Source organism: Peribacillus sp. S4 (assembly GCF_046715815.1).
In the GTDB taxonomy this organism is placed as follows: Bacteria; Bacillota; Bacilli; order Bacillales; family DSM-1321; genus Peribacillus; species Peribacillus frigoritolerans.
The window spans coordinates 230,503-255,896 of the sequence record NZ_CP175708.1; the positions used below are offsets into that span (position 1 = coordinate 230,503).

Here is a 25,394-nt window from a genome sequence, read left to right on the forward strand (position 1 = left end):
TTGATAATCAAGATAAATTTAAGTGTAAAAGGGGTGGCATTTTATGTCAAGCGATAATAGGGTGAATGCAGCTCTGTTAGAGAGTTTAACGCACAGGTTGCAGCGGTATGGAATGAGGTCCGTTTTATTTCAACAAAACATGGCCCAGAAAATAGGGGTGTCCCATACGGACTTAAAGAGTGCTGAAATATTGAATGAAACAGGGCCGATAACCGCAGGTGAATTATCCAAAATTACAGGATTGAGCACGGGTTCGGTCACGGCACTGATCAATCGCCTTGAGAAATCGGGTTATGTTAAAAGGGAACGAGATCAATTGGACGGAAGAAAGGTCATGATTATGCCGATACCGGAAAGGCAGGAACAGATTAAATCGCACTATCAATCGCTCTCCATGGCCACAAAAGAATTATGCTCAGCTTATAATGAGCAAGAGCTAATATTGATCAATCAATTTGTTGAGGAAATCACAAAAATCATGGATAAAGAAAATGACAAGTTAATGAGTGAGCGTGAAAGGTAGCTGATATGTAGGCTGCCTTTTTTATTTTTAGCCAGCTGGGAGCTACTTATCCTGCGTAAGGAAAAGGGATAGAGTTGAATATTTTGGAAGAGAATGAATAATGTCTATTTCCATTAAAATATATATTGATAATGAATTTCATTATCTGCTAATATGAATCTACAAATCATTTCAAAGGGAGAATACAATATGAAGAAAGCAAAGGCGTCATTAGCGGTCTTACTATCAACCAGTCTATTATTTGGCTGTGCGCAGGAAAAGGAAGAAACTAAACCGGCAGATGATAAGGCCAAAGAAGTGAGTGAGAGTAAGCTTGATGGTGTATCTAGCGAGTACCGGGAATATGCCATTGGTGAAATAGAAGAGTTCGTAAACGCAACGGAAGAATTCACCACGGCCGTATCTGCCGGTGATATTGAAAAAGCGAAGGAATTATACGCACCAGCACGGATGCATTATGAGAGAGCAGAACCCATCGCTGAAGTTTTTGGCGATCTTGATCCCAAAATCGATGCGCGTAAAGGGGATGTCAAAGATGAAGAATGGGGCGGTTACCATAGGATTGAAATGGGGTTATGGCAAGAAAATACAACGAAAGGATACGAAAAGTATGCAGATCAATTAATGAGTGATGTCAATTTGCTTCGTGCCAAAGTTGAAACGGTTGAGGTAACACCCGATTTGTTGATCACGGGTGCGGTGGATTTATTGAATGAAGTTTCAACAAGTAAAGTGACAGGAGAAGAGGACCGATACTCCCATACCGATTTATATGATTTCGTGGCTAATGTTGAAGGTGCAGAGAAGATCTATGAACTGCTTACTCCAGCGCTGAAAGAAAAGGATGCGAAGCTTGCTGCGGAAATCCAACAACGTTTTGACGATGTATATGACTTGCTTGAAAAGCATAAAGAAGGGGATGGATACATCTCATATACGGATTTAAAGGAATCTGAAGTCAAAGAGTTAAGTCAAGCAATTGATGCATTGGCTGAACCACTTTCGCAAATAGGGATTGTAACGGAGGAATCTTAATTGAAAGAACATACGCCGAAAAATGAAACCGGATTTTTTACAAAAAAGGTGAGTCGTCGTAACATGCTTAAAACGGCAGGAGTGGGTGGAATCGGAGTCGTGATGGGAGCATCCGGATTTGGCGGGCTGCTGACACTTTCTGAACAAAAGGCGAAGGGACAAACTAAGGATATTGTACCTTTTTATGGAGCGCATCAAGCTGGTATCACCACTGAAGCGCAAGATAACCTTTACTTCGCGTCATTGGAAGTAACCACGGATAAAAGATCAGACTTAATCCAGTTATTTAAGGATTGGACAGAGGCTGCGGCTCAGATGACAGCGGGGAATTTGATTGGTGATACATCACTTAATACGAATATGCCCCCAAAGGATACGGGGGAAGCGAAAGAATTATCACCTTCCAATTTAACGATCACTTTTGGAGTGGGTCCGACCCTGTTTTCGAAGGATGGCAAAGATCGATTTGGTTTGAAATCAAAAAGGCCTGCTGAATTAAAGGACCTGCCCCAATTCCCTTTAGATGCTTTAGAAGAAGAATGGAGCGGTGGGGATATTTGTATTCAAGCATGTGCAGATGATCTTCAAGTGGCTTTCCATGCCGTCCGGAACTTAGTGAGGATCGGCAGAGGGAAAGCGATCATTCATTGGGCACAAACAGGTTTTCAACGGACTAAGCAAGCCGATTCACAAAAAACGACACCGCGGAACTTATTCGGGTTTAAGGATGGGACCGTCAATCCGGATACGAATGATAATAATGAAATGAATGAGCATGTTTGGGTGAAGGGCGAGGACGGTCCTGACTGGCTTGTTGGAGGCAGTTATATGGTGGTGCGGCGAATCCAGATGTACATTGAAGTTTGGGACCGGACTATATTGAAAGAACAGGAAAATACGTTTGGCCGTCATCGCGACAGTGGAGCTCCACTAGGAATGAAAAATGAGTTCGATACCGTGGATCTCGAAGCTAAAGACCCAAATGGAAATCGGATCATTCCAGAAGATTCACATGTAAGTCTCTCCAGAGGGGACGGAAAAGCAAAGATATTGCGGCGTCCATATTCATATGCAGATGGAATGGATCCCAAAACAGGGAGCTTCAATGCAGGCTTGCTATTCATTTGTTTTCAGCGAAACCCAAGTAAACAATTCATACCGATACAAGAGCGACTGGCAAAAAATGATAAGCTCAACGAATATATCGTTCACAGGGGCAGTGCCATGTTCGCTTGTTTACCAGGTGTGAAAAAGGGTGGCTATATCGGGGATTCCCTTTTTGGATAAATATCATTTCAAATGAGGATGTGAAAATCGCCAGCATGGATATTATCCAGTTGGCGATTTTAGTTCATGAATAAGGAGGGACCACTATGACCGTTTCTAGATGGAAGAGTGGAATATTTGTTTTAGTCGTCAGTCTTTTATTTCTTTCGACTGATATTAAGATGGTTTCGGCGGGTGAAAACCATGATCAGCTCTTTGTTTATATTGGCGATAGTTTAATGAAGGTGAAATCAGGCGACCTTGAGGAAGTATCGAAAAATATCGAGCGATTCGAGCAAGATTGGAAAACGATAAAAACGGACAGCGAAAGTGCGAGGAAAGTCGACGAGAAGCTATCCGCAGTAAAACGTGCTGTGAGCGACCAAGCCTCCACAGATGAAATCAAAAAACGATTATCGGCATTATCAAGTACGCTTGTTATTTATGATACAAACGAAAACCCTGTTGACAAGACTGACTATAAAGAACGGTTACAAGCGATACTTCCATTAATAGATAAGTTGGAGGCTTTGATAACTGAAGGTGACTTTGATCAAGCTAAAGTTCAATATACCAATCTCCTGAATCAATGGACCGATGCAGAGGTCATTGTCAGGGAGAAAAGTGTTGCTACATATGGTGAGTTTGAAACGAAAATGGCCTTTGTGCGGATAGCGATTACCCAAGACCCTCCTGATCCGAAAAAAGCCCAAAAAAATCTAACTGAATTGAAGGGTTTAATCGAGGATTTCCTTGCTGGTAAAGTTGAAGTAGGAAGCCAGAAGAACACCTATTCACTTGGGGATGTAACACAACTTTTACAAGGAAGTGCAACGGATATTGAAAAGGATGAAATCGATTCTGCCGTTGATAAGCTAAATGAAATCTTAACAATTTGGCCTAATGTAGAAGGGGAGGTTTCCACAAGGGACAGCAAACTTTACAGCGATATGGAAACGAAGGTCCCGACCGCAATCAGCCTATTGCAATCGAAAAAGGTAAAGGCGGATGAAGCAAAGGGAATCGTAACCGATTTAAACACAAGGTTACTCCCTTTAATTGAGGATACGGGCTATACAACATGGGATGCAGCTCTGATCCTTTTACGGGAAGGATTGGAAGCACTCTTGATTGTAGCTACATTGCTGTCTTTTCTAAAGAAAATCGGGCAAGCGGACAAACAAAAATGGATTTGGACAGGAGTTGGTGCGGGGTTAGTTGCCAGTTCCATATTGGCGGTCATAATCAATATCGTTTTCTCTCAGATCACGGCTGCTTCAAGCCGGGAATATATTGAGGGAATCACTGGGATAATAGCCGTATTGATGATGTTGACAATTGGTCTTTGGCTTCATAGTAAATCGAACGTCCATGCATGGAACCGATATATCAGCAAGCAAATGAACCAAGCCATTGCGACGGGGAGCATCATCTCTTTCGCTTTAATCAGTTTTCTATCCATCTTCCGTGAAGGTGCCGAGACGATTATCTTTTATGCTGGAATGGCTCCTTATATGGAATTAAAGCAGCTGCTGAGCGGGATTTTCCTTGCCTTCCTCATTTTAGTGGTAATTGGTTTCATCATGCTGCGGTACAGTGTGAAATTACCGATGACCCTATTCTTTAAAGTGGCAACGATACTCATATATGCCTTGGCTTTCAAGATTCTTGGAGTCTCCATCCACTCACTTCAGGTTTCTCAAGTGATACAGACAAATACGCTCAGCTCCTTCCCATTTGCAGAAACGATAGGTCTTTATCCAACAATGGAAACGCTGGTGCCGCAAGCTGTATTATTATTGCTGATTGCATTGGCCGCCATTTGGGTCAAAAAGAGTAATTCCTTACGTGCAACCGAATAATAAAATGGGACTGACGAATGTCAGTCCCATTTATGTGTGCTATTAGCGTAGTGATCGGCGATAGGAATATTGCTTCCATTGATAAAGGATGAAGCAGCCGATGCAGAATCCAAGAATGGCTATGAGTGAAGCCACTCCGACCATCAAGGTAAATATATAACCGGTAACATTCCAACCAAGCAAAAAAGAAGTGAATCCAAGTCCTAAGCAAACGACTGCTATTGCCTGGTTGAATTGTTGCTGTGAATGATCTTCAGGAATATAATCGGACGGTTTCTTTTTAAGAAAGAGCTTTGCCAGACGCATCACTGGATTGAAATTAAAGAGAAGACCCAAAAGCCCCGCTGTTAAAGGAATGGCTAATATCCATATTTGTCCCGTCAATAAGGCGGTAGCTACGCTTAACAAAATGACCCATTGATTCGTACGTACTAAGGGACGGGGAATGGAACGAATTTCACTCGTCATATAATACCAACCTTCCTTATGTGTTTTATTATATTTTATCCTTATTTTAATCACTTGTGAAGAGAAAGGTTAACAAAAGGTGTCCTTATTTATAATTATTTTAATTTAGTATTGATTATCATTATAAAAGTAGTATAATATATTTATCATAAACAAAAGTTAGGAGGACAGTATAAATGGTAGCAAAAGTTTGTGAAACATGTGGAACACCAATAAAAAAGCTAAAGCATTCTTCCCTATGCCAGTGCGGTCCTAAGATACTGAGCAATCAACTCTCAGATAAAACAAAAAAATAAACTCCACTGGAATAGATCATAAACTAAACCATTAATCGGTTTGAGTTTGTAGATAAAAAGGGTTCCATCTTAATTTTTAAACAAAGTTGATTGGAGCGGTTGTTCGAGGCTCCCGGACCGACCGCGGAAAACGAGTGCCTTATTCCAATCAGCGTTCATATTTTATACACACTCAAAAAATGAACCGATTATTCAATTAATCGGTTTTTATTTTTCCAATAAGGGGTAAAGTGCATAATAAATATTTTTCATTTCAATTAAAATAATGTACGATTATAGAATAGAATAAAACGTCATGAAGATTTGTCTAAACCATAACGTGACGGTTAGGAGGGGCTATGTTGGGAACGAGACTTTAAAAATTGGCGAGTTGGCGGAAATGGCGAATGTTACGAAACGAACCGTAGATTATTATACGAATCTTGGCTTGCTTAAAGCAGAACGTTCCGCCTCTAATTACCGTTATTATTCAGTCGGTGAACTTGAAAGGCTCCGCCGTATCGAAGGATACAAAAGAGAAAACCTTTCATTGGAAGATATTAAAGAAATACTTAAAAAGGATAAGGAAGCCGCATCAGCAATTGAGGCAAAAGGTCTTCAGCTCAAGAATAAAATGGATGGCCTGAACGAAGAACTTCAGGAATTCATCAGCTTGATTGAAAAGGACGGAAAAAGTGAGCTTCTTCTAAAAAAACAGATATCCCGTGAAAGCATGGCCTTGATCCAATCATTACTAGTGTTGCTCGTATGATTAAAATTTATCTCTATAGTTTTATGCACAAAGGTGCATAGTAACGATATAGGCTAAATGGTTTTGGTTCATGTTATAAGGCAAAAATGCTTATTAAACGAAAATAACCATTTATACAGGAGGTGCTTGGGATTAAGCCATATATGTCTATTCCGAAGAACAGTAGGATTGGAACCTTATGGCGAACCCGCACATATTGGAGATTTTTATAAAATTATTGGCAGTAGCTGCATTAATAGCATTAACCGCATTTTTCGTTGCATCGGAATTTGCAATCGTGAAAGTCAGAAGTTCCCGTATCAATCAATTAATTGAAGAAGGGCATAGAAATGCCCTCGCAGCCAAGAAAGTGACATCGCATATCGATGAGTACTTATCTGCCTGTCAATTGGGGATTACAGTAACCGCCTTAGGTTTAGGGGTGTTGGGTGAACCGACGGTCGAGGCGATCTTAAAACCATTGTTCACTAAATGGGGATTAGAGGAATCTGTAAGTCACATCATCTCGTTCCTGATCGCGTTCGGTTCCGTGACATTCCTTCATGTTGTAGTCGGCGAACTCGCACCGAAAACAGTTGCGATTCAAAAGGCAGAAGAGGTAACCTTGCTATTTGCAAAGCCATTAATTCTCTTTTACCGCATTTTGTACCCATTCATTTGGTTACTGAATGGTTCTGCACGTCTCCTGACGGGCATGTTCGGATTAAAGCCTGCTTCCGAGTCTGAAATGGCCCATTCCGAAGAAGAGCTGCGCATCATTTTATCGGAAAGCTATAAAAGCGGTGAGATCAACCAATCGGAATACAAATATGTCAATCAGATATTTGAATTTGATGAGCGTATTGCCAATGAAATCATGGTTCCGCGGACGGAAATGACCGTTATCGAAAAAGGCATGCCATTATTGGAAGTTGTTGAACTGATTCAGGAAGAACAGTACACAAGGTATCCGGTCATAGACGGTGATAAAGACAATGTCGTGGGAATGGTCAATATCAAACGCCTTTATACAGCGACGATTACAGAAGATAATGTAACGGCTTTAACGGTGGATTCCTTTGTAACACCCATCATCCGTGTTCTTGAAACGATCGCTATTCATGATCTGCTGCTAAAAATGCAGAAGGAAAGGATCCATATGGCAGTTTTGACCGATGAATATGGCGGAACAGCTGGTCTTGTAACGGTTGAAGACATCCTTGAAGAAATCGTCGGGGAAATCCGTGATGAATTTGATCAGGATGAACGTCCGCTCATTCAAAAAATTGATGAAGGGCATTATGTATTCGATGCTAAAACATTGGTTGAAGATGTCAATGATACCCTTGCGATCGATTTGCCGGAGGAAGATATCGATACATTGGGTGGATGGTTCCTGACAGGCAGATTTGAAATTGCTGTCGGAGATAGAATTGAATACGCCGGATATGAATTTACTGTAAAGGAAATGGACGGCCACCATGTTTTATATGTTGAAGTGAAGAAGATTAAGTAAACAGGATCACACCAAAAGCCGAAAGTGAAAACTTTCGGCTTTTATTTTGTACGAACCATTCATTTGGGTGTTTATGACAATGGTAAGGCAGACTGTTACTTAATTGGAAAAGGAATTCATGTAAAATGATAGTGTAGGTAACCATTTTAGCTTGGAAAATGTTAAAATTGATTTTGAACAATGAAACTATCTATATATCATTTGATTTATTTTGCAATGCCGTTTATTTATGGCTGGTATAAATAAGTATTGAAGGTGGGCGGGAGAATGGGTTTTAGGAAGAAGCAAATGTTGGGATTCGGTTTGATCTTGCTTTTCTTGGCTATATTACTTTCTTTCATGATATTTACGCTTAACAATTTAAAGAGCAGCATGACTGAAATAGTTGAAAACCGCTATGAAAAAGTATCAGCTTCGATGGAAATCCGTCAGCTGTTTTCAAGGTCGGACCGTGAGATTTTATTTGCAGCAAATGATGCAAACAAGGAAGAAAGAGCAGAGAGCCTTAAAATCTTAAATGAGAATCATAGTTTGATCGAATCAAAAATTGCTGGGTTATCAGGTACGTTAAATAAGCCGAAAGCAAAGCAATTATTGAAAGAGTTCGAGACTCAATTTGCCTCTTATTCCATAACAGAAGCTGAAATCATCCAAAAGATAAAATCGGGAAATTCTTCGGATATTTCTAACTTAATGGACGATCAAAGGGAAAAGCGAACGAAAGTCATCAGTACGATGGATGAGTTTAAAGATTACCAAGAAGGTGTCATGAATGATACCTTAAATAATTCGAAACAAACCTATGAAGATATGATTAGTTTTATAACGTTTGCTGTCATTCTTCTCATATTAGTGATTTCCGTAACGGTTGTTTGGATGATTCGCAGTACATCAAAAGATCTCCAATCGATTACGAAGGTCATCAAAAATATCGATTATAAAAATTTATCGGTCATACCAAGAGTTCCGGTTCGGACTAGTGATGAAATTGGTGATATAGCGAGATCATTCAATGATATGGCGGAATCGCTTGAAGTTTATAATCAAAAAGAGAAGGATTTCACTGAAAAGATCAGTGAACAGAACTGGATCCAGACTCGTGTCGCAGATATAGCTACCATGTATCAGCGCATTGTTGATGTGGAAGTTCTGGCTGACCGGTTCATTACAAGACTTGCACCGATGATGGGAGCCTCAATTGGAGCTTTTTACGTCAAACGGGGCGAGGGCGTGGATATGCGTTTTGTGAAGCTTGCAAGCTTTGCGGGAGATGGCGAAGATTCAGGCAGACGTGAATTCCGTCTTGGCGAAGGTTTGATCGGACAATGCGCCCTTGAAAAGGAATCGAAAGTCATTGAAGATATCCCTGAAGATTTTCAATTGGTTACGACAGGATTAGGGGAAGTCAACCCGAAAAGCATTGTCATTGCTCCGGTCGTTTTTGAGGATGAAGTGGTGGCGATGGTTGAACTGGCAAGTTTGGAGACCTTTACGAAGCTGCAAAAAACTTTCCTGAACCAGGTTCTTGATACTCTGGGCATCACGATTAATAATGTTGAGGGCCGGATGGAAATAGAGCGTTTATTGAAAGAATCACAAGCACAGACCGAAGAGTTACAGGCTCAATCGGAAGAATTGCAATCACAGTCAGAGGAAATGCAAGCCCAATCGGAGGAACTGCAAACACAGGCTGAAGAATTGCGAATGATCAATGAACAATTAGAAGAGAGAAACCGTGAGACTGAAGAAAAATCGAAAGAGCTTCAAGTCGCAAAACTGAATCTTGAAAAACAAGCGGAAGAATTAAAGTTAAGTTCCAAATATAAATCCGAGTTCATGGCAAATATGTCCCATGAATTGCGGACACCGCTCAATAGTATTCTGATTTTATCAGAAATGCTTTCAGATCCGAATGATAGTAAATTAAATGAAGAGCAACAGGAATTCGCTCGTGTCATTAATTCATCAGGCCAAGACTTATTAACGTTGATCAATGACATTTTGGATTTATCAAAAGTTGAAGTCGGAAAGCTTGAAGTGGTTTTTGACGAAATGAATTTAAGTGAACTTCCTGAGTTATTGCACCGTAATTTCGATCATGTAGCGAAGAAAAAGAACATTGACTTTATAATAGAAAAGAGTAAAAATGTCCCGGACATTTTCTTTACGGATGAACAGCGCTTCCAGCAAATTTTGAAAAACCTATTGTCCAATGCATTCAAATTCACGGAAAAAGGTTCTGTGTCTGTCCAAATCCAAAAAGCTGATGAAGAAAATGTAGCACAATGGATACAGACAAGAGGGGCTAGCAATTGGGTTGAAATCAAGGTGACGGATACTGGCATCGGAATTTCAAAAGAGAAGCAAAAACTTATCTTTGAAGCGTTCCAGCAAGGTGACGGAGCTACAATGAGAAAATATGGCGGTACAGGACTAGGGCTATCGATTTGCCGGGAGTTTGCCAAACTTCTGGGAGGCTGGGTCATTGTAGATAGTGAAGAAGGGCAAGGCAGTACCTTTACTTTCTTTATTCCAAGCATGCCAGAGGGCTTCAAAAATGTCGGCGAAGCAATAGCTGCTTCTCCAGAAGTGGCAGCAGCCAACCACGATGATTCTGCTGCGCCTTTTGGCGGTCAGGAAGAACCGGATGTAGTTATATTGGATGAAGAAGATCGGGATAAGGCCAAACCATTCTGCAATAAAACTGTATTGGTCGTCGATGATGATCACCGTAATATATTTGCGCTGAAAAATGCGCTGAAGCATGAGGGGATGGAAATCCTTACAGCTGAAAACGGCTACGAATGTTTGGAACTCCTTGAAAAAGGGAACGATATAGATGTTATTTTGATGGATATCATGATGCCGGGCATGGACGGTTACGAAACGATGACTAGAATTCGCGAGCAAAGTAAGTTCGAGGAACTTCCAATCATCGCGCTAACTGCGAAAGCGATGAAAGGCGATAGGGAAAAATGCCTGAAGGCCGGCGCTTCCGATTATGTCAGCAAGCCGTTAAAATTGGATCAGCTGCTATCCGTCCTAAGAGTATGGTTGACTAATTGATTGATAGTACGGGTAAGGAAGGTTTTGCATGAAGGATACTTTAACGATTGAAGAAAGAGAAGATCTAGAAATCGAATTATTGTTAGAGGCCATTTATTCCGTATCTGGCTTTGACTTTCGCAAATATATGCGCTCTTCAATAAAAAGAAGGGTTGAAAATAGAATGAGGCTGGACCATGTTCGCAGGATTAGCGGGATGATAGAAATGGTTTTATATGAAAAAGGGTATGTCGAGAAGCTTTTGAAAGATTTTTCAATAAATGTCACTGAAATGTTTCGTGATCCGGAGTTCTTTAAAGCCTTTCGTTTAAATATTGTTCCGCTCCTGAAAAAGCTTCCTGAAATAAGAATTTGGCATGCGGGTTGCTCGACCGGTGAAGAAGCCTTCTCCATGGCGATCATCCTCAAGGAAGAAGGGCTTTATGATAAGGCGAGGATTTATGCCACTGATATGAATGATGAAGTCCTCCGTCATGCGGAAAAAGGGATATTACCTTTAAATAGAATGCAGTCTTATACGAAAAACTATTTGCAAGCTGGAGGCAACCAGGAATTTTCTGAGTATTATACAACCGATTATCAAAATGCTTATCTTGATTCGGGTCTTCTTAAAAACATTGTGTTTTTCCAGCATAATTTAGTTACTGATAGTTCGTTCAATGAGTTTCATATCATCATGTGCCGGAATGTGATGATTTACTTTACCGGTGAATTACAGACCTATGTTAATCAGTTGTTTTATGACAGTCTTTGTAAAGACGGCTTCCTTGCGGTTGGCAGCAAGGAAACACTTCGTACATCATCCTTTTCGGAAGATTATGAGGACTTTGACTCAAAGGAACGAATTTATCGGAAATTGTAAAAAGAAGGAGTCCGCATATAAGCGGACTCTTTCTTTTTAATTTATTTTTCGCTTTTTTTCTTTTCTATGTTTAAGGTATCGGAAGAAGGGGTATAAATGATGAGTTGGTCTCCATGTAGAATAACTACCGTGGTTTATTATTATTAAAAGGGACTGAACTTCGTTATAATATAATAGGAAAATCCCTATTAAGGGAGCTTTATGAAAGTACTGATCCATATAAAAAAGATAAATGTTGCCGCTCGATATAAGCCAAAAGGGGAATGAAAGAATGACGATTTTAATCGTAGATGATAACCAGGTTAACCTTTTCGTTATAGAGAAAATTCTAAAACGAGCTGGCTATACGGATTTTCTATCATTAACTTCAGCTGTTGAGATGTTTGAATATTTACAGGTGGATAGTCCGCAACCTAAAGAGACTTCAGTTGATATCATTCTGCTTGATATCATGATGCCGGAGATCGATGGGATAGAGGCGTGCAGGAGACTTCAAAGCATTCCTCACCTTAGAGATATACCCGTAATTTTTGTGACCGCCCTTGAAGATTCAAACAAGGTTGCCGAGGCACTTGATGTTGGCGGAATTGATTATATAATGAAGCCTATCAATAAAATAGATTTACTTGCGAGGATTCGCGTCGGGTTAAGACTTAAATATGAAAAAGATTGGCATAAAATGCAGGATGAAAAAATCCGCAATGAATTGGATCTTTCCATGCAGGTTCAAAGCGGTTTATTAAGTGAACCCATTATAAATGACCACTTAACTATAAAGGCATCATACTTACCTGCGAATAAATTGGCAGGGGATATGTATTATTGGCACCGCATTGATGAAAGTCGGTATGGGATTATCCTGCTGGATATGATGGGGCATGGCATATCCGCCTCACTTGTGTGCATGTTCATTTCCTCCGTATTGAGGGATGCCATCAGGATACATACGGATCCAGTGGCAGTAATAAATGAAATGAATCGCTGGATGAGTACCCTTAATAAAGAAGATAATCCAGTGCATTATTATTTTACCGCGATTTATATGGTCATTGATACAGAGCAAAAGACTGTGGAATATGTGAATGCCGGACATCCTCCGGGCTTTGCTTTAATGGACGATGGGAAAGTGGCCTCACTTTCAAAAGGGACATGTCCTGTTGGGTTCTTCACCGAAATGAAAATAGAGAAGTCCGTCATTCATTATGAAGAGAAGATTCAGCTTATGCTATTTACGGATGGAGTCATGGAAGCGATAGATCGAGAAGGGATGGAAGGGCTTGATCAAATAAAAGAAGCGGTCTCGACGAGATGGTTCGATTGTAAGGAATCTCCCCCTATCGATTTTTTGATGTCCCCGGAAATGCAGCAAGATCAACCTGATGATATGTGTGTTGTTGTTATTCAAGCAAATTGAACGAGGAAGAGGCGGCAGATTATCTGCCGCCTCTTCTCTATAAAAGGGGGGTCACTTTTATATGAAATGAGAATGTGTTAAGAGATTGAATCATGTATTCGGCTATTTGCAATTAACGGTCATTTTTCAATTTACCAATGCCATCCTGGAGATTGCCTTTTAATTTATCGACTTTACCTTCTGCTTGTAAGTGAGGATCATTTTTTGCGTTTCCGACTTGGTCTTTCGTTTCACCTTTAACTTTATTTACAGCACCTTTTACTTTGTCTGATAAACCGCTCATTATGTTACCTCCTTTTTCTTTATATACTGTATATACCCATGAAGTGTATGGGTAAACCTGATTTATGTTGAGAAAGGAGTTTAAGAAGCAATTATTGCCCTTTTACTTAACCTTTGAATGAACTGATAAGACCGTTCAATGATATGATCTTTGTCATGATCCAACGAGGCCACATGATAAGAATTTTCAAGGGATGCCATCTCCTTATCACCGGAGATGACCGTATCGTAAATCTGGTAGGAACAAGAGTCTGGTACTACGTGATCTTCTGGAGAATGAAAGATAAGTATCGGGCACGAAACGTCTATTAGTTTTTGACTGGCATGTTCCATTATATCAAGCAATTGATTAATCGCTTTTGACGGAACTTGGTCATATGTGATTTCTTTAGGTATATCGTCTTTTATGTCAGGCTTGCCTTCGGGAATGAAGCGTGGAACCGATTGGTTACGATACCTTTCATATTCAGGAACTTGGAGAGCGGCGTTGATAGTAAGAATTCCATCACAAGCCAATTTTGTCGCTAAATCGAGAACAAGGGCGCCTCCCATTGATTGTCCGATGGCGAAAACATGGGTGCAGGTTCGCTTTAATTTTGCATAAGCCATTTCAACATCTTGTATCCATTCCTGATAATGACTTGTTTCCATTTCATATTCATCCGTTCCGTGGCCTGCCAGTCGAGGAGCGAAGACAGTAAAGCCTTTGGCGGCAAATTTTTCACCTAAATACCTTACGCTTTGTGGCGTTCCGTTAAAACCATGGCAAATAAGGATGCCGATAGAATTGCCGGGTAAGAAAAAAGATTCCGCACCTGGTATTACCATTGCTGCTGTCATATTCCCATCTCCTTTGATTTAGCTAAGTTTTGTTAATAGAAGGTTTTAATAAATTTAACTATTCCGATTATTTTACTTGGTTATATAATAGCATAATGAAAATTATGAAGTCAACTTGGTTATGTTCCAAAACTTCACTATTATTAAGAAGCATCAAAAGGATATAAAGATAATTATCAGGTCATTTTCGTCTTTCTATTATATAAGTGCTGTCTTGGAATTGTTGATAAACTGAAGATGCTAATCACCGGTAATATATAAATGTAAGAAATGGAGAAAAAGCATTGACTTTAAAGTGAAATGGGATTAATATAAATAAGCACCAACTAAGACATGCAAAAAACTTCATCGCTTTTGGCAGGTTGCTGAAAGAAATAATAACTATTGACTTCTTACTATGAAAATGATAAGATGAAATGGCCGCTGAAAAACACAGCGATTTAAAATAAGTTAAAAACTTCGTAGAAGTTGACAACTAATCAATAAGATGTTATGATGAATAAACAGCCGTTCGAAAGAACGATTGTGGAAATTGCTCTTTGAAAACTGAACAAAACAAAGCGCCAACGTTAAATTTTAAGTGAGCACACACTATCAAAAAAGCAAATGAGCAAGTCAAACATTTCTTCGGAGAGTTTGATCCTGGCTCAGGACGAACGCTGGCGGCGTGCCTAATACATGCAAGTCGAGCGAATCGACGGGAGCTTGCTCCCTGAGATTAGCGGCGGACGGGTGAGTAACACGTGGGCAACCTGCCTATAAGACTGGGATAACTTCGGGAAACCGGAGCTAATACCGGATACGTTCTTTTCTCGCATGAGAGAAGATGGAAAGACGGTTTACGCTGTCACTTATAGATGGGCCCGCGGCGCATTAGCTAGTTGGTGAGGTAATGGCTCACCAAGGCGACGATGCGTAGCCGACCTGAGAGGGTGATCGGCCACACTGGGACTGAGACACGGCCCAGACTCCTACGGGAGGCAGCAGTAGGGAATCTTCCGCAATGGACGAAAGTCTGACGGAGCAACGCCGCGTGAACGAAGAAGGCCTTCGGGTCGTAAAGTTCTGTTGTTAGGGAAGAACAAGTACCAGAGTAACTGCTGGTACCTTGACGGTACCTAACCAGAAAGCCACGGCTAACTACGTGCCAGCAGCCGCGGTAATACGTAGGTGGCAAGCGTTGTCCGGAATTATTGGGCGTAAAGCGCGCGCAGGTGGTTCCTTAAGTCTGATGTGAAAGCCCACGGCTCAACCGTGGAGGGTCATTGGAAACTGGGGAACTTGAGTGCAGAAGAGGAAAGTGGAATTCCAAGTGTAGCGGTGAAATGCGTAGAGATTTGGAGGAACACCAGTGGCGAAGGCGACTTTCTGGTCTGTAACTGACACTGAGGCGCGAAAGCGTGGGGAGCAAACAGGATTAGATACCCTGGTAGTCCACGCCGTAAACGATGAGTGCTAAGTGTTAGAGGGTTTCCGCCCTTTAGTGCTGCAGCTAACGCATTAAGCACTCCGCCTGGGGAGTACGGCCGCAAGGCTGAAACTCAAAGGAATTGACGGGGGCCCGCACAAGCGGTGGAGCATGTGGTTTAATTCGAAGCAACGCGAAGAACCTTACCAGGTCTTGACATCCTCTGACAACCCTAGAGATAGGGCTTTCCCCTTCGGGGGACAGAGTGACAGGTGGTGCATGGTTGTCGTCAGCTCGTGTCGTGAGATGTTGGGTTAAGTCCCGCAACGAGCGCAACCCTTGATCTTAGTTGCCAGCATTCAGTTGGGCACTCTAAGGTGACTGCCGGTGACAAACCGGAGGAAGGTGGGGATGACGTCAAATCATCATGCCCCTTATGACCTGGGCTACACACGTGCTACAATGGATGGTACAAAGGGCTGCAAACCTGCGAAGGTAAGCGAATCCCATAAAGCCATTCTCAGTTCGGATTGCAGGCTGCAACTCGCCTGCATGAAGCCGGAATCGCTAGTAATCGCGGATCAGCATGCCGCGGTGAATACGTTCCCGGGCCTTGTACACACCGCCCGTCACACCACGAGAGTTTGTAACACCCGAAGTCGGTGAGGTAACCTTCATGGAGCCAGCCGCCTAAGGTGGGACAGATGATTGGGGTGAAGTCGTAACAAGGTAGCCGTATCGGAAGGTGCGGCTGGATCACCTCCTTTCTAAGGATAATTACGAGAGCGCTTTTGTTTTGTTCAGTTTTGAATGAGTAATTCATTCAAATAGGAAAGACAAACATCACGATGTGATGGATTCTTTCTGCTTTGTTCCTTGAAAACTAGATAATAGATAGAAGGCAATTAATTTTTTTCAAAGCATCTGTAAGATCTTTTTTAACGGTTAAGTTAGAAAGGGCGCACGGTGGATGCCTTGGCACTAGGAGCCGATGAAGGACGGGACTAACACCGATATGCTTCGGGGAGCTGTAAGTAAGCTTTGATCCGGAGATTTCCGAATGGGGAAACCCACTGTTCGTAATGGAACAGTATCTTTACCTGAATACATAGGGTACTGAAGGCAGACCCGGGGAACTGAAACATCTAAGTACCCGGAGGAAGAGAAAGCAAACGCGATTTCCTGAGTAGCGGCGAGCGAAACGGAATTAGCCCAAACCAAGAGGCTTGCCTCTTGGGGTTGTAGGACACTCAACATGGAGTTACAAAGGAACGGGGTAAATGAAGCGACCTGGAAAGGTCCGTCGAAGAAGGTAAAAACCCTGTAGTTGAAACTTCGTTCCCTCCTGAGTGGATCCTGAGTACGGCGGGACACGAGAAATCCCGTCGGAAGCAGGGAGGACCATCTCCCAAGGCTAAATACTCCCTAGTGACCGATAGTGAACCAGTACCGTGAGGGAAAGGTGAAAAGCACCCCGGAAGGGGAGTGAAATAGATCCTGAAACCGTGTGCCTACAAGTAGTCAAAGCCCGTTAATGGGTAATGGCGTGCCTTTTGTAGAATGAACCGGCGAGTTACGATTTCATGCGAGGTTAAGTTGATGAGACGGAGCCGCAGCGAAAGCGAGTCTGAATAGGGCGAATGAGTATGAGGTCGTAGACCCGAAACCAGGTGATCTACCCATGTCCAGGGTGAAGTTCAGGTAACACTGAATGGAGGCCCGAACCCACGCACGTTGAAAAGTGCGGGGATGAGGTGTGGGTAGCGGAGAAATTCCAATCGAACCTGGAGATAGCTGGTTCTCTCCGAAATAGCTTTAGGGCTAGCCTCAAGATGAGAGTATTGGAGGTAGAGCACTGATTGGACTAGGGGCCCCCAACGGGTTACCGAATTCAGTCAAACTCCGAATGCCAAATACTTATTCTTGGGAGTCAGACTGCGAGTGATAAGATCCGTAGTCGAAAGGGAAACAGCCCAGACCACCAGCTAAGGTCCCAAAGTATACGTTAAGTGGAAAAGGATGTGGAGTTGCTTAGACAACCAGGATGTTGGCTTAGAAGCAGCCACCATTTAAAGAGTGCGTAATAGCTCACTGGTCGAGTGACTCCGCGCCGAAAATGTACCGGGGCTAAACGTATCACCGAAGCTGTGGATTGACACCGTATGGTGTCGATGGTAGGAGAGCGTTCTAAGGGCGTTGAAGTCAGACCGGAAGGACTGGTGGAGCGCTTAGAAGTGAGAATGCCGGTATGAGTAGCGAAAGAAGGGTGAGAATCCCTTCCACCGAATGCCTAAGGTTTCCTGAGGAAGGCTCGTCCGCTCAGGGTTAGTCGGGACCTAAGCCGAGGCCGAAAGGCGTAGGCGATGGACAACAGGTTGATATTCCTGTACCACCTATACATCGTTTGAACGATGGGGGGACGCAGAAGGATAGGGTAAGCGCGCTGTTGGATATGCGCGTCCAAGCAGTTAGGCCGGAAACGAGGCAAATCCCGTTTCCATTAAGGCGGAGCTGTGATGGCGAGGGAAATATAGTACCGAAGTTCCTGATTCCACGCTGCCAAGAAAAGCCTCTAGTGAGATGTAAGGTGCCCGTACCGCAAACCGACACAGGTAGGCGAGGAGAGAATCCTAAGGTGTGCGAGAGAACTCTCGTTAAGGAACTCGGCAAAATGACCCCGTAACTTCGGGAGAAGGGGTGCTTTTTAGGGTGAATAGCCCAGAAAAGCCGCAGTGAATAGGCCCAGGCGACTGTTTAGCAAAAACACAGGTCTCTGCGAAGCCGCAAGGCGAAGTATAGGGGCTGACACCTGCCCGGTGCTGGAAGGTTAAGGGGAGAGGTTAGCGCAAGCGAAGCTTTGAACCGAAGCCCCAGTAAACGGCGGCCGTAACTATAACGGTCCTAAGGTAGCGAAATTCCTTGTCGGGTAAGTTCCGACCCGCACGAAAGGTGTAACGATCTGGGCACTGTCTCAACGAGAGACTCGGTGAAATTATAGTACCTGTGAAGATGCAGGTTACCCGCGACAGGACGGAAAGACCCCGTGGAGCTTTACTGCAGCCTGATATTGAATTTTGGTACAGCTTGTACAGGATAGGTAGGAGCCTGAGAAGCCGGAGCGCCAGCTTCGGTGGAGGCGTTGGTGGGATACTACCCTGGCTGTATTGAAATTCTAACCCGCGCCCCTTATCGGGGTGGGAGACAGTGTCAGGTGGGCAGTTTGACTGGGGCGGTCGCCTCCTAAAGAGTAACGGAGGCGCCCAAAGGTTCCCTCAGAATGGTTGGAAATCATTCGTAGAGTGTAAAGGCACAAGGGAGCTTGACTGCGAGACCTACAAGTCGAGCAGGGACGAAAGTCGGGCTTAGTGATCCGGTGGTTCCGCATGGAAGGGCCATCGCTCAACGGATAAAAGCTACCCCGGGGATAACAGGCTTATCTCCCCCAAGAGTCCACATCGACGGGGAGGTTTGGCACCTCGATGTCGGCTCATCGCATCCTGGGGCTGTAGTCGGTCCCAAGGGTTGGGCTGTTCGCCCATTAAAGCGGTACGCGAGCTGGGTTCAGAACGTCGTGAGACAGTTCGGTCCCTATCCGTCGCGGGCGCAGGAAATTTGAGAGGAGCTGTCCTTAGTACGAGAGGACCGGGATGGACGCACCGCTGGTGTACCAGTTGTCTTGCCAAAGGCATAGCTGGGTAGCTACGTGCGGACGGGATAAGTGCTGAAAGCATCTAAGCATGAAGCCCCCCTCAAGATGAGATTTCCCATGGCGCAAGCTAGTAAGATCCCTGAAAGATGATCAGGTTGATAGGTCAGAGGTGGAAGCATGGTGACATGTGGAGCTGACTGATACTAATAGATCGAGGACTTAACCAACGCTTTTTAAAAAATGAAATACCTTCTTATTATCTAGTTTTGAAGGAACAACGTTCCTTTTATGTTTGGTGGCGATAGCGAAGAGGTCACACCCGTTCCCATTCCGAACACGGCAGTTAAGCTCTTCAGCGCCAATGGTAGTTGGGGGTTTCCCCCTGTGAGAGTAGGACGCCGCCAAGCCATTTAAAAAGATCAGCCATCGGCTGGTCTTTTTTTGTGTTCATAAGGTCATGGAAACAGCCATCTTTTTTCGCATACAGTGTCGCTTTCTTGCACACATAATTAAAGGCTGTTTAAATGGTCTTGTCGTTATTTGATTTCTCTTCATATTGTATATGATGATTTGTAGTATCCTGTAACGGTTTTATATGTCATCTTTATTTTCCTTTGTGATGTCATCATAAGGTGTGTATCTATTTGAAGGTGCTGATTTCTTTTTAATCAGCCGATAACAAACAAAGCATATTACAGTAATAACAAATGGACTATAAGCATATGCCATTTAATCACTCCTTAAAAAGATTGCTTACTATTTCATCTCACTATATCCCTACTATCCCTTTGTTCAAAACAACGCGAAAACAGCGCAAAAAAATACAGGGGTAGCTTCAGATCTGTCCAACTAGTAAAAAGGATCTTGAAGCATTCTTCACCTAACTTTAAGAAAAAGAATTATTTATTGTGAAATGTGTTGACTTAATGGTGGGAAAGGATTAATATAAATAAGCACCAACTAAGACAAACGCAAAAACATCATCGCTTTTGGCTGATTGCTGAAAGAAATAATAACTATTGACTTCTTACTGTGAAAATGATAAGATGAAATGGTCGCTGAAAAACACAGCGATTTAAAATAAGTTAAAAACTTCGTAGAAGTTGACAACTAATCAATAAGATGTTATGATGAATAAACAGCCATTCGAAAGAACGATTGTGGAAATTGCTCTTTGAAAACTGAACAAAACAAAGCGCCAACGTTAAATTTTAAGTGAGCACACACTATCAAAAAAGCAAATGAGCAAGTCAAACATTTCTTCGGAGAGTTTGATCCTGGCTCAGGACGAACGCTGGCGGCGTGCCTAATACATGCAAGTCGAGCGAATCGACGGGAGCTTGCTCCCTGAGATTAGCGGCGGACGGGTGAGTAACACGTGGGCAACCTGCCTATAAGACTGGGATAACTTCGGGAAACCGGAGCTAATACCGGATACGTTCTTTTCTCGCATGAGAGAAGATGGAAAGACGGTTTACGCTGTCACTTATAGATGGGCCCGCGGCGCATTAGCTAGTTGGTGAGGTAATGGCTCACCAAGGCGACGATGCGTAGCCGACCTGAGAGGGTGATCGGCCACACTGGGACTGAGACACGGCCCAGACTCCTACGGGAGGCAGCAGTAGGGAATCTTCCGCAATGGACGAAAGTCTGACGGAGCAACGCCGCGTGAACGAAGAAGGCCTTCGGGTCGTAAAGTTCTGTTGTTAGGGAAGAACAAGTACCAGAGTAACTGCTGGTACCTTGACGGTACCTAACCAGAAAGCCACGGCTAACTACGTGCCAGCAGCCGCGGTAATACGTAGGTGGCAAGCGTTGTCCGGAATTATTGGGCGTAAAGCGCGCGCAGGTGGTTCCTTAAGTCTGATGTGAAAGCCCACGGCTCAACCGTGGAGGGTCATTGGAAACTGGGGAACTTGAGTGCAGAAGAGGAAAGTGGAATTCCAAGTGTAGCGGTGAAATGCGTAGAGATTTGGAGGAACACCAGTGGCGAAGGCGACTTTCTGGTCTGTAACTGACACTGAGGCGCGAAAGCGTGGGGAGCAAACAGGATTAGATACCCTGGTAGTCCACGCCGTAAACGATGAGTGCTAAGTGTTAGAGGGTTTCCGCCCTTTAGTGCTGCAGCTAACGCATTAAGCACTCCGCCTGGGGAGTACGGCCGCAAGGCTGAAACTCAAAGGAATTGACGGGGGCCCGCACAAGCGGTGGAGCATGTGGTTTAATTCGAAGCAACGCGAAGAACCTTACCAGGTCTTGACATCCTCTGACAACCCTAGAGATAGGGCTTTCCCCTTCGGGGGACAGAGTGACAGGTGGTGCATGGTTGTCGTCAGCTCGTGTCGTGAGATGTTGGGTTAAGTCCCGCAACGAGCGCAACCCTTGATCTTAGTTGCCAGCATTCAGTTGGGCACTCTAAGGTGACTGCCGGTGACAAACCGGAGGAAGGTGGGGATGACGTCAAATCATCATGCCCCTTATGACCTGGGCTACACACGTGCTACAATGGATGGTACAAAGGGCTGCAAACCTGCGAAGGTAAGCGAATCCCATAAAGCCATTCTCAGTTCGGATTGCAGGCTGCAACTCGCCTGCATGAAGCCGGAATCGCTAGTAATCGCGGATCAGCATGCCGCGGTGAATACGTTCCCGGGCCTTGTACACACCGCCCGTCACACCACGAGAGTTTGTAACACCCGAAGTCGGTGAGGTAACCTTCATGGAGCCAGCCGCCTAAGGTGGGACAGATGATTGGGGTGAAGTCGTAACAAGGTAGCCGTATCGGAAGGTGCGGCTGGATCACCTCCTTTCTAAGGATAATTACGAGAGCGCTTTTGTTTTGTTCAGTTTTGAATGAGTAATTCATTCAAATAGGAAAGACAAACATCACGATGTGGTGGATTCTTTCTGCTTTGTTCCTTGAAAACTAGATAATAGATAGAAGGCAATTAATTTTTTTCAAAGCATCTGTAAGATCTTTTTTAACGGTTAAGTTAGAAAGGGCGCACGGTGGATGCCTTGGCACTAGGAGCCGATGAAGGACGGGACTAACACCGATATGCTTCGGGGAGCTGTAAGTAAGCTTTGATCCGGAGATTTCCGAATGGGGAAACCCACTGTTCGTAATGGAACAGTATCTTTACCTGAATACATAGGGTACTGAAGGCAGACCCGGGGAACTGAAACATCTAAGTACCCGGAGGAAGAGAAAGCAAACGCGATTTCCTGAGTAGCGGCGAGCGAAACGGAATTAGCCCAAACCAAGAGGCTTGCCTCTTGGGGTTGTAGGACACTCAACATGGAGTTACAAAGGAACGGGGTAAATGAAGCGACCTGGAAAGGTCCGTCGAAGAAGGTAAAAACCCTGTAGTTGAAACTTCGTTCCCTCCTGAGTGGATCCTGAGTACGGCGGGACACGAGAAATCCCGTCGGAAGCAGGGAGGACCATCTCCCAAGGCTAAATACTCCCTAGTGACCGATAGTGAACCAGTACCGTGAGGGAAAGGTGAAAAGCACCCCGGAAGGGGAGTGAAATAGATCCTGAAACCGTGTGCCTACAAGTAGTCAAAGCCCGTTAATGGGTAATGGCGTGCCTTTTGTAGAATGAACCGGCGAGTTACGATTTCATGCGAGGTTAAGTTGATGAGACGGAGCCGCAGCGAAAGCGAGTCTGAATAGGGCGAATGAGTATGAGGTCGTAGACCCGAAACCAGGTGATCTACCCATGTCCAGGGTGAAGTTCAGGTAACACTGAATGGAGGCCCGAACCCACGCACGTTGAAAAGTGCGGGGATGAGGTGTGGGTAGCGGAGAAATTCCAATCGAACCTGGAGATAGCTGGTTCTCTCCGAAATAGCTTTAGGGCTAGCCTCAAGATGAGAGTATTGGAGGTAGAGCACTGATTGGACTAGGGGCCCCCAACGGGTTACCGAATTCAGTCAAACTCCGAATGCCAAATACTTATTCTTGGGAGTCAGACTGCGAGTGATAAGATCCGTAGTCGAAAGGGAAACAGCCCAGACCACCAGCTAAGGTCCCAAAGTATACGTTAAGTGGAAAAGGATGTGGAGTTGCTTAGACAACCAGGATGTTGGCTTAGAAGCAGCCACCATTTAAAGAGTGCGTAATAGCTCACTGGTCGAGTGACTCCGCGCCGAAAATGTACCGGGGCTAAACGTATCACCGAAGCTGTGGATTGACACCGTATGGTGTCGATGGTAGGAGAGCGTTCTAAGGGCGTTGAAGTCAGACCGGAAGGACTGGTGGAGCGCTTAGAAGTGAGAATGCCGGTATGAGTAGCGAAAGAAGGGTGAGAATCCCTTCCACCGAATGCCTAAGGTTTCCTGAGGAAGGCTCGTCCGCTCAGGGTTAGTCGGGACCTAAGCCGAGGCCGAAAGGCGTAGGCGATGGACAACAGGTTGATATTCCTGTACCACCTATACATCGTTTGAACGATGGGGGGACGCAGAAGGATAGGGTAAGCGCGCTGTTGGATATGCGCGTCCAAGCAGTTAGGCCGGAAACGAGGCAAATCCCGTTTCCATTAAGGCGGAGCTGTGATGGCGAGGGAAATATAGTACCGAAGTTCCTGATTCCACGCTGCCAAGAAAAGCCTCTAGTGAGATGTAAGGTGCCCGTACCGCAAACCGACACAGGTAGGCGAGGAGAGAATCCTAAGGTGTGCGAGAGAACTCTCGTTAAGGAACTCGGCAAAATGACCCCGTAACTTCGGGAGAAGGGGTGCTTTTTAGGGTGAATAGCCCAGAAAAGCCGCAGTGAATAGGCCCAGGCGACTGTTTAGCAAAAACACAGGTCTCTGCGAAGCCGCAAGGCGAAGTATAGGGGCTGACACCTGCCCGGTGCTGGAAGGTTAAGGGGAGAGGTTAGCGCAAGCGAAGCTTTGAACCGAAGCCCCAGTAAACGGCGGCCGTAACTATAACGGTCCTAAGGTAGCGAAATTCCTTGTCGGGTAAGTTCCGACCCGCACGAAAGGTGTAACGATCTGGGCACTGTCTCAACGAGAGACTCGGTGAAATTATAGTACCTGTGAAGATGCAGGTTACCCGCGACAGGACGGAAAGACCCCGTGGAGCTTTACTGCAGCCTGATATTGAATTTTGGTACAGCTTGTACAGGATAGGTAGGAGCCTGAGAAGCCGGAGCGCCAGCTTCGGTGGAGGCGTTGGTGGGATACTACCCTGGCTGTATTGAAATTCTAACCCGCGCCCCTTATCGGGGTGGGAGACAGTGTCAGGTGGGCAGTTTGACTGGGGCGGTCGCCTCCTAAAGAGTAACGGAGGCGCCCAAAGGTTCCCTCAGAATGGTTGGAAATCATTCGTAGAGTGTAAAGGCACAAGGGAGCTTGACTGCGAGACCTACAAGTCGAGCAGGGACGAAAGTCGGGCTTAGTGATCCGGTGGTTCCGCATGGAAGGGCCATCGCTCAACGGATAAAAGCTACCCCGGGGATAACAGGCTTATCTCCCCCAAGAGTCCACATCGACGGGGAGGTTTGGCACCTCGATGTCGGCTCATCGCATCCTGGGGCTGTAGTCGGTCCCAAGGGTTGGGCTGTTCGCCCATTAAAGCGGTACGCGAGCTGGGTTCAGAACGTCGTGAGACAGTTCGGTCCCTATCCGTCGCGGGCGCAGGAAATTTGAGAGGAGCTGTCCTTAGTACGAGAGGACCGGGATGGACGCACCGCTGGTGTACCAGTTGTCTTGCCAAAGGCATAGCTGGGTAGCTACGTGCGGACGGGATAAGTGCTGAAAGCATCTAAGCATGAAGCCCCCCTCAAGATGAGATTTCCCATGGCGCAAGCTAGTAAGATCCCTGAAAGATGATCAGGTTGATAGGTCAGAGGTGGAAGCATGGTGACATGTGGAGCTGACTGATACTAATAGATCGAGGACTTAACCAACGCTTTTTAAAAAATGAAATACCTTCTTATTATCTAGTTTTGAAGGAACAACGTTCCTTTTATGTTTGGTGGCGATAGCGAAGAGGTCACACCCGTTCCCATTCCGAACACGGCAGTTAAGCTCTTCAGCGCCAATGGTAGTTGGGGGTTTCCCCCTGTGAGAGTAGGACGCCGCCAAGCCATTTAAAAAGATCAGCCATCGGCTGGTCTTTTTTTGTGTTCATAAGGTCATGGAAACAGCCATCTTTTTTCGCATAC

At 44.4% G+C, this 25,394-nt stretch carries 13 protein-coding genes and 6 rRNA genes; 15 read left to right on the forward strand and 4 right to left on the reverse strand.

Translation table 11 applies throughout. The features are described from left to right. Positions 1-43 precede the first annotated feature (43 nt). From ACJ9PY_RS01265 to ACJ9PY_RS01280, 4 genes are all read left to right on the forward strand, one after another. Complete coding sequence (locus ACJ9PY_RS01265; protein ID WP_411739364.1) at positions 44-523, forward strand: MarR family winged helix-turn-helix transcriptional regulator; 480 nt, start codon at positions 44-46, stop codon at positions 521-523. A 189-nt stretch (positions 524-712) separates the two neighbouring features. Then, the gene (efeO, locus tag ACJ9PY_RS01270) at positions 713-1,558 is read left to right on the forward strand and encodes an iron uptake system protein EfeO (protein WP_411739365.1); all 846 of its coding nucleotides are present in this window, start codon (positions 713-715) and stop codon (positions 1,556-1,558) included. After that, the gene (gene efeB, locus ACJ9PY_RS01275; RefSeq protein WP_258249946.1) at positions 1,559-2,845 is read left to right on the forward strand and encodes an iron uptake transporter deferrochelatase/peroxidase subunit; all 1,287 of its coding nucleotides are present in this window, start codon (positions 1,559-1,561) and stop codon (positions 2,843-2,845) included. Between the two features lie 86 nt (positions 2,846-2,931). Next, complete coding sequence (locus tag ACJ9PY_RS01280; protein WP_411739366.1) at positions 2,932-4,686, forward strand: FTR1 family protein; 1,755 nt, start codon at positions 2,932-2,934, stop codon at positions 4,684-4,686. 42 nt (positions 4,687-4,728) lie between these two features. Here ACJ9PY_RS01280 and ACJ9PY_RS01285 read toward each other — a convergent pair whose 3' ends face one another. Then, positions 4,729-5,154 (reverse strand): DUF4395 domain-containing protein, encoded by a 426-nt coding sequence (locus ACJ9PY_RS01285; protein ID WP_095679765.1) that lies wholly within the window; start codon positions 5,152-5,154, stop codon positions 4,729-4,731. A gap of 591 nt (positions 5,155-5,745) precedes the next feature. Here ACJ9PY_RS01285 and ACJ9PY_RS01290 point away from each other — a divergent pair. The 5 genes from ACJ9PY_RS01290 (at position 5,746) to ACJ9PY_RS01310 (ending at position 13,038) form a co-directional block, all read left to right on the forward strand. Further along, the gene (locus ACJ9PY_RS01290; protein ID WP_223256011.1) at positions 5,746-6,201 is read left to right on the forward strand and encodes a MerR family transcriptional regulator; all 456 of its coding nucleotides are present in this window, start codon (positions 5,746-5,748) and stop codon (positions 6,199-6,201) included. Between the two features lie 196 nt (positions 6,202-6,397). Continuing rightward, entirely contained in the window at positions 6,398-7,696 is a 1,299-nt protein-coding gene (locus ACJ9PY_RS01295) for a hemolysin family protein (RefSeq protein ID WP_053537444.1), read from the forward strand. A gap of 267 nt (positions 7,697-7,963) precedes the next feature. Continuing rightward, positions 7,964-10,762 (forward strand): response regulator, encoded by a 2,799-nt coding sequence (locus ACJ9PY_RS01300; RefSeq protein ID WP_411739367.1) that lies wholly within the window; start codon positions 7,964-7,966, stop codon positions 10,760-10,762. 28 nt (positions 10,763-10,790) lie between these two features. Then, complete coding sequence (locus ACJ9PY_RS01305) at positions 10,791-11,624, forward strand: CheR family methyltransferase (protein ID WP_098866099.1); 834 nt, start codon at positions 10,791-10,793, stop codon at positions 11,622-11,624. A 271-nt stretch (positions 11,625-11,895) separates the two neighbouring features. Then, entirely contained in the window at positions 11,896-13,038 is a 1,143-nt protein-coding gene (locus ACJ9PY_RS01310) for a PP2C family protein-serine/threonine phosphatase (RefSeq protein ID WP_098866100.1), read from the forward strand. A 112-nt stretch (positions 13,039-13,150) separates the two neighbouring features. Here the strand turns inward: ACJ9PY_RS01310 and ACJ9PY_RS01315 are convergent, their stop codons facing one another. Continuing rightward, positions 13,151-13,321 carry a CsbD family protein gene (locus tag ACJ9PY_RS01315; protein ID WP_098866101.1) on the reverse strand — a complete coding sequence of 57 codons (171 nt, stop codon included), beginning with the start codon at positions 13,319-13,321 and terminating at the stop codon, positions 13,151-13,153. An 80-nt stretch (positions 13,322-13,401) separates the two neighbouring features. After that, positions 13,402-14,160, reverse strand: coding sequence for an alpha/beta hydrolase (locus tag ACJ9PY_RS01320; protein ID WP_098866102.1), 759 nt, complete (start codon positions 14,158-14,160; stop codon positions 13,402-13,404). A 624-nt stretch (positions 14,161-14,784) separates the two neighbouring features. On the opposite strand from ACJ9PY_RS01320, the gene ACJ9PY_RS01325 reads away from it, so the two are divergent. From ACJ9PY_RS01325 to rrf (ACJ9PY_RS01335), 3 genes are all read left to right on the forward strand, one after another. Continuing rightward, positions 14,785-16,335, forward strand: a 16S ribosomal RNA gene (locus ACJ9PY_RS01325). A 176-nt stretch (positions 16,336-16,511) separates the two neighbouring features. Next, positions 16,512-19,444, forward strand: a 23S ribosomal RNA gene (locus ACJ9PY_RS01330). Positions 19,445-19,508: 64 nt separating this feature from the next. Then, a 5S ribosomal RNA gene (gene rrf, locus ACJ9PY_RS01335) occupies positions 19,509-19,624 on the forward strand. Positions 19,625-19,808: 184 nt separating this feature from the next. Here rrf (ACJ9PY_RS01335) and ACJ9PY_RS01340 read toward each other — a convergent pair. Further along, positions 19,809-19,946 carry a DUF3951 domain-containing protein gene (locus ACJ9PY_RS01340; protein ID WP_134402069.1) on the reverse strand — a complete coding sequence of 46 codons (138 nt, stop codon included), beginning with the start codon at positions 19,944-19,946 and terminating at the stop codon, positions 19,809-19,811. A 530-nt stretch (positions 19,947-20,476) separates the two neighbouring features. Here ACJ9PY_RS01340 and ACJ9PY_RS01345 point away from each other — a divergent pair. The 3 genes from ACJ9PY_RS01345 (at position 20,477) to rrf (ACJ9PY_RS01355) (ending at position 25,316) form a co-directional block, all read left to right on the forward strand. Continuing rightward, positions 20,477-22,027: ribosomal RNA gene (locus tag ACJ9PY_RS01345) — 16S ribosomal RNA — on the forward strand. 176 nt (positions 22,028-22,203) lie between these two features. After that, a 23S ribosomal RNA gene (locus ACJ9PY_RS01350) occupies positions 22,204-25,136 on the forward strand. 64 nt (positions 25,137-25,200) lie between these two features. Next, a 5S ribosomal RNA gene (rrf, locus tag ACJ9PY_RS01355) occupies positions 25,201-25,316 on the forward strand. Together the 16S, 23S and 5S rRNA genes form the textbook arrangement of a ribosomal RNA operon. Positions 25,317-25,394 lie beyond the last annotated feature (78 nt).

What these genes read in the sequence shown, in the direction of transcription:
- ACJ9PY_RS01285 (WP_095679765.1), bottom strand. Translation starts at nt 5,154, where the DNA reads ATGACGAGTGAAATTCGTTCCATTCCCCGTCCCTTAGTACGTACGAAT.
- ACJ9PY_RS01280 (WP_411739366.1), top strand. Translation starts at nt 2,932, where the DNA reads ATGACCGTTTCTAGATGGAAGAGTGGAATATTTGTTTTAGTCGTCAGT.
- ACJ9PY_RS01310 (WP_098866100.1), top strand. Translation starts at nt 11,896, where the DNA reads ATGACGATTTTAATCGTAGATGATAACCAGGTTAACCTTTTCGTTATA.
- efeO (WP_411739365.1), top strand. Translation starts at nt 713, where the DNA reads ATGAAGAAAGCAAAGGCGTCATTAGCGGTCTTACTATCAACCAGTCTA.
- ACJ9PY_RS01320 (WP_098866102.1), bottom strand. Translation starts at nt 14,160, where the DNA reads ATGACAGCAGCAATGGTAATACCAGGTGCGGAATCTTTTTTCTTACCC.
- ACJ9PY_RS01305 (WP_098866099.1), top strand. Translation starts at nt 10,791, where the DNA reads ATGAAGGATACTTTAACGATTGAAGAAAGAGAAGATCTAGAAATCGAA.
- ACJ9PY_RS01300 (WP_411739367.1), top strand. Translation starts at nt 7,964, where the DNA reads ATGGGTTTTAGGAAGAAGCAAATGTTGGGATTCGGTTTGATCTTGCTT.
- ACJ9PY_RS01340 (WP_134402069.1), bottom strand. Translation starts at nt 19,946, where the DNA reads ATGGCATATGCTTATAGTCCATTTGTTATTACTGTAATATGCTTTGTT.
- ACJ9PY_RS01290 (WP_223256011.1), top strand. Translation starts at nt 5,746, where the DNA reads ATGAAGATTTGTCTAAACCATAACGTGACGGTTAGGAGGGGCTATGTT.
- ACJ9PY_RS01315 (WP_098866101.1), bottom strand. Translation starts at nt 13,321, where the DNA reads ATGAGCGGTTTATCAGACAAAGTAAAAGGTGCTGTAAATAAAGTTAAA.
- ACJ9PY_RS01265 (WP_411739364.1), top strand. Translation starts at nt 44, where the DNA reads ATGTCAAGCGATAATAGGGTGAATGCAGCTCTGTTAGAGAGTTTAACG.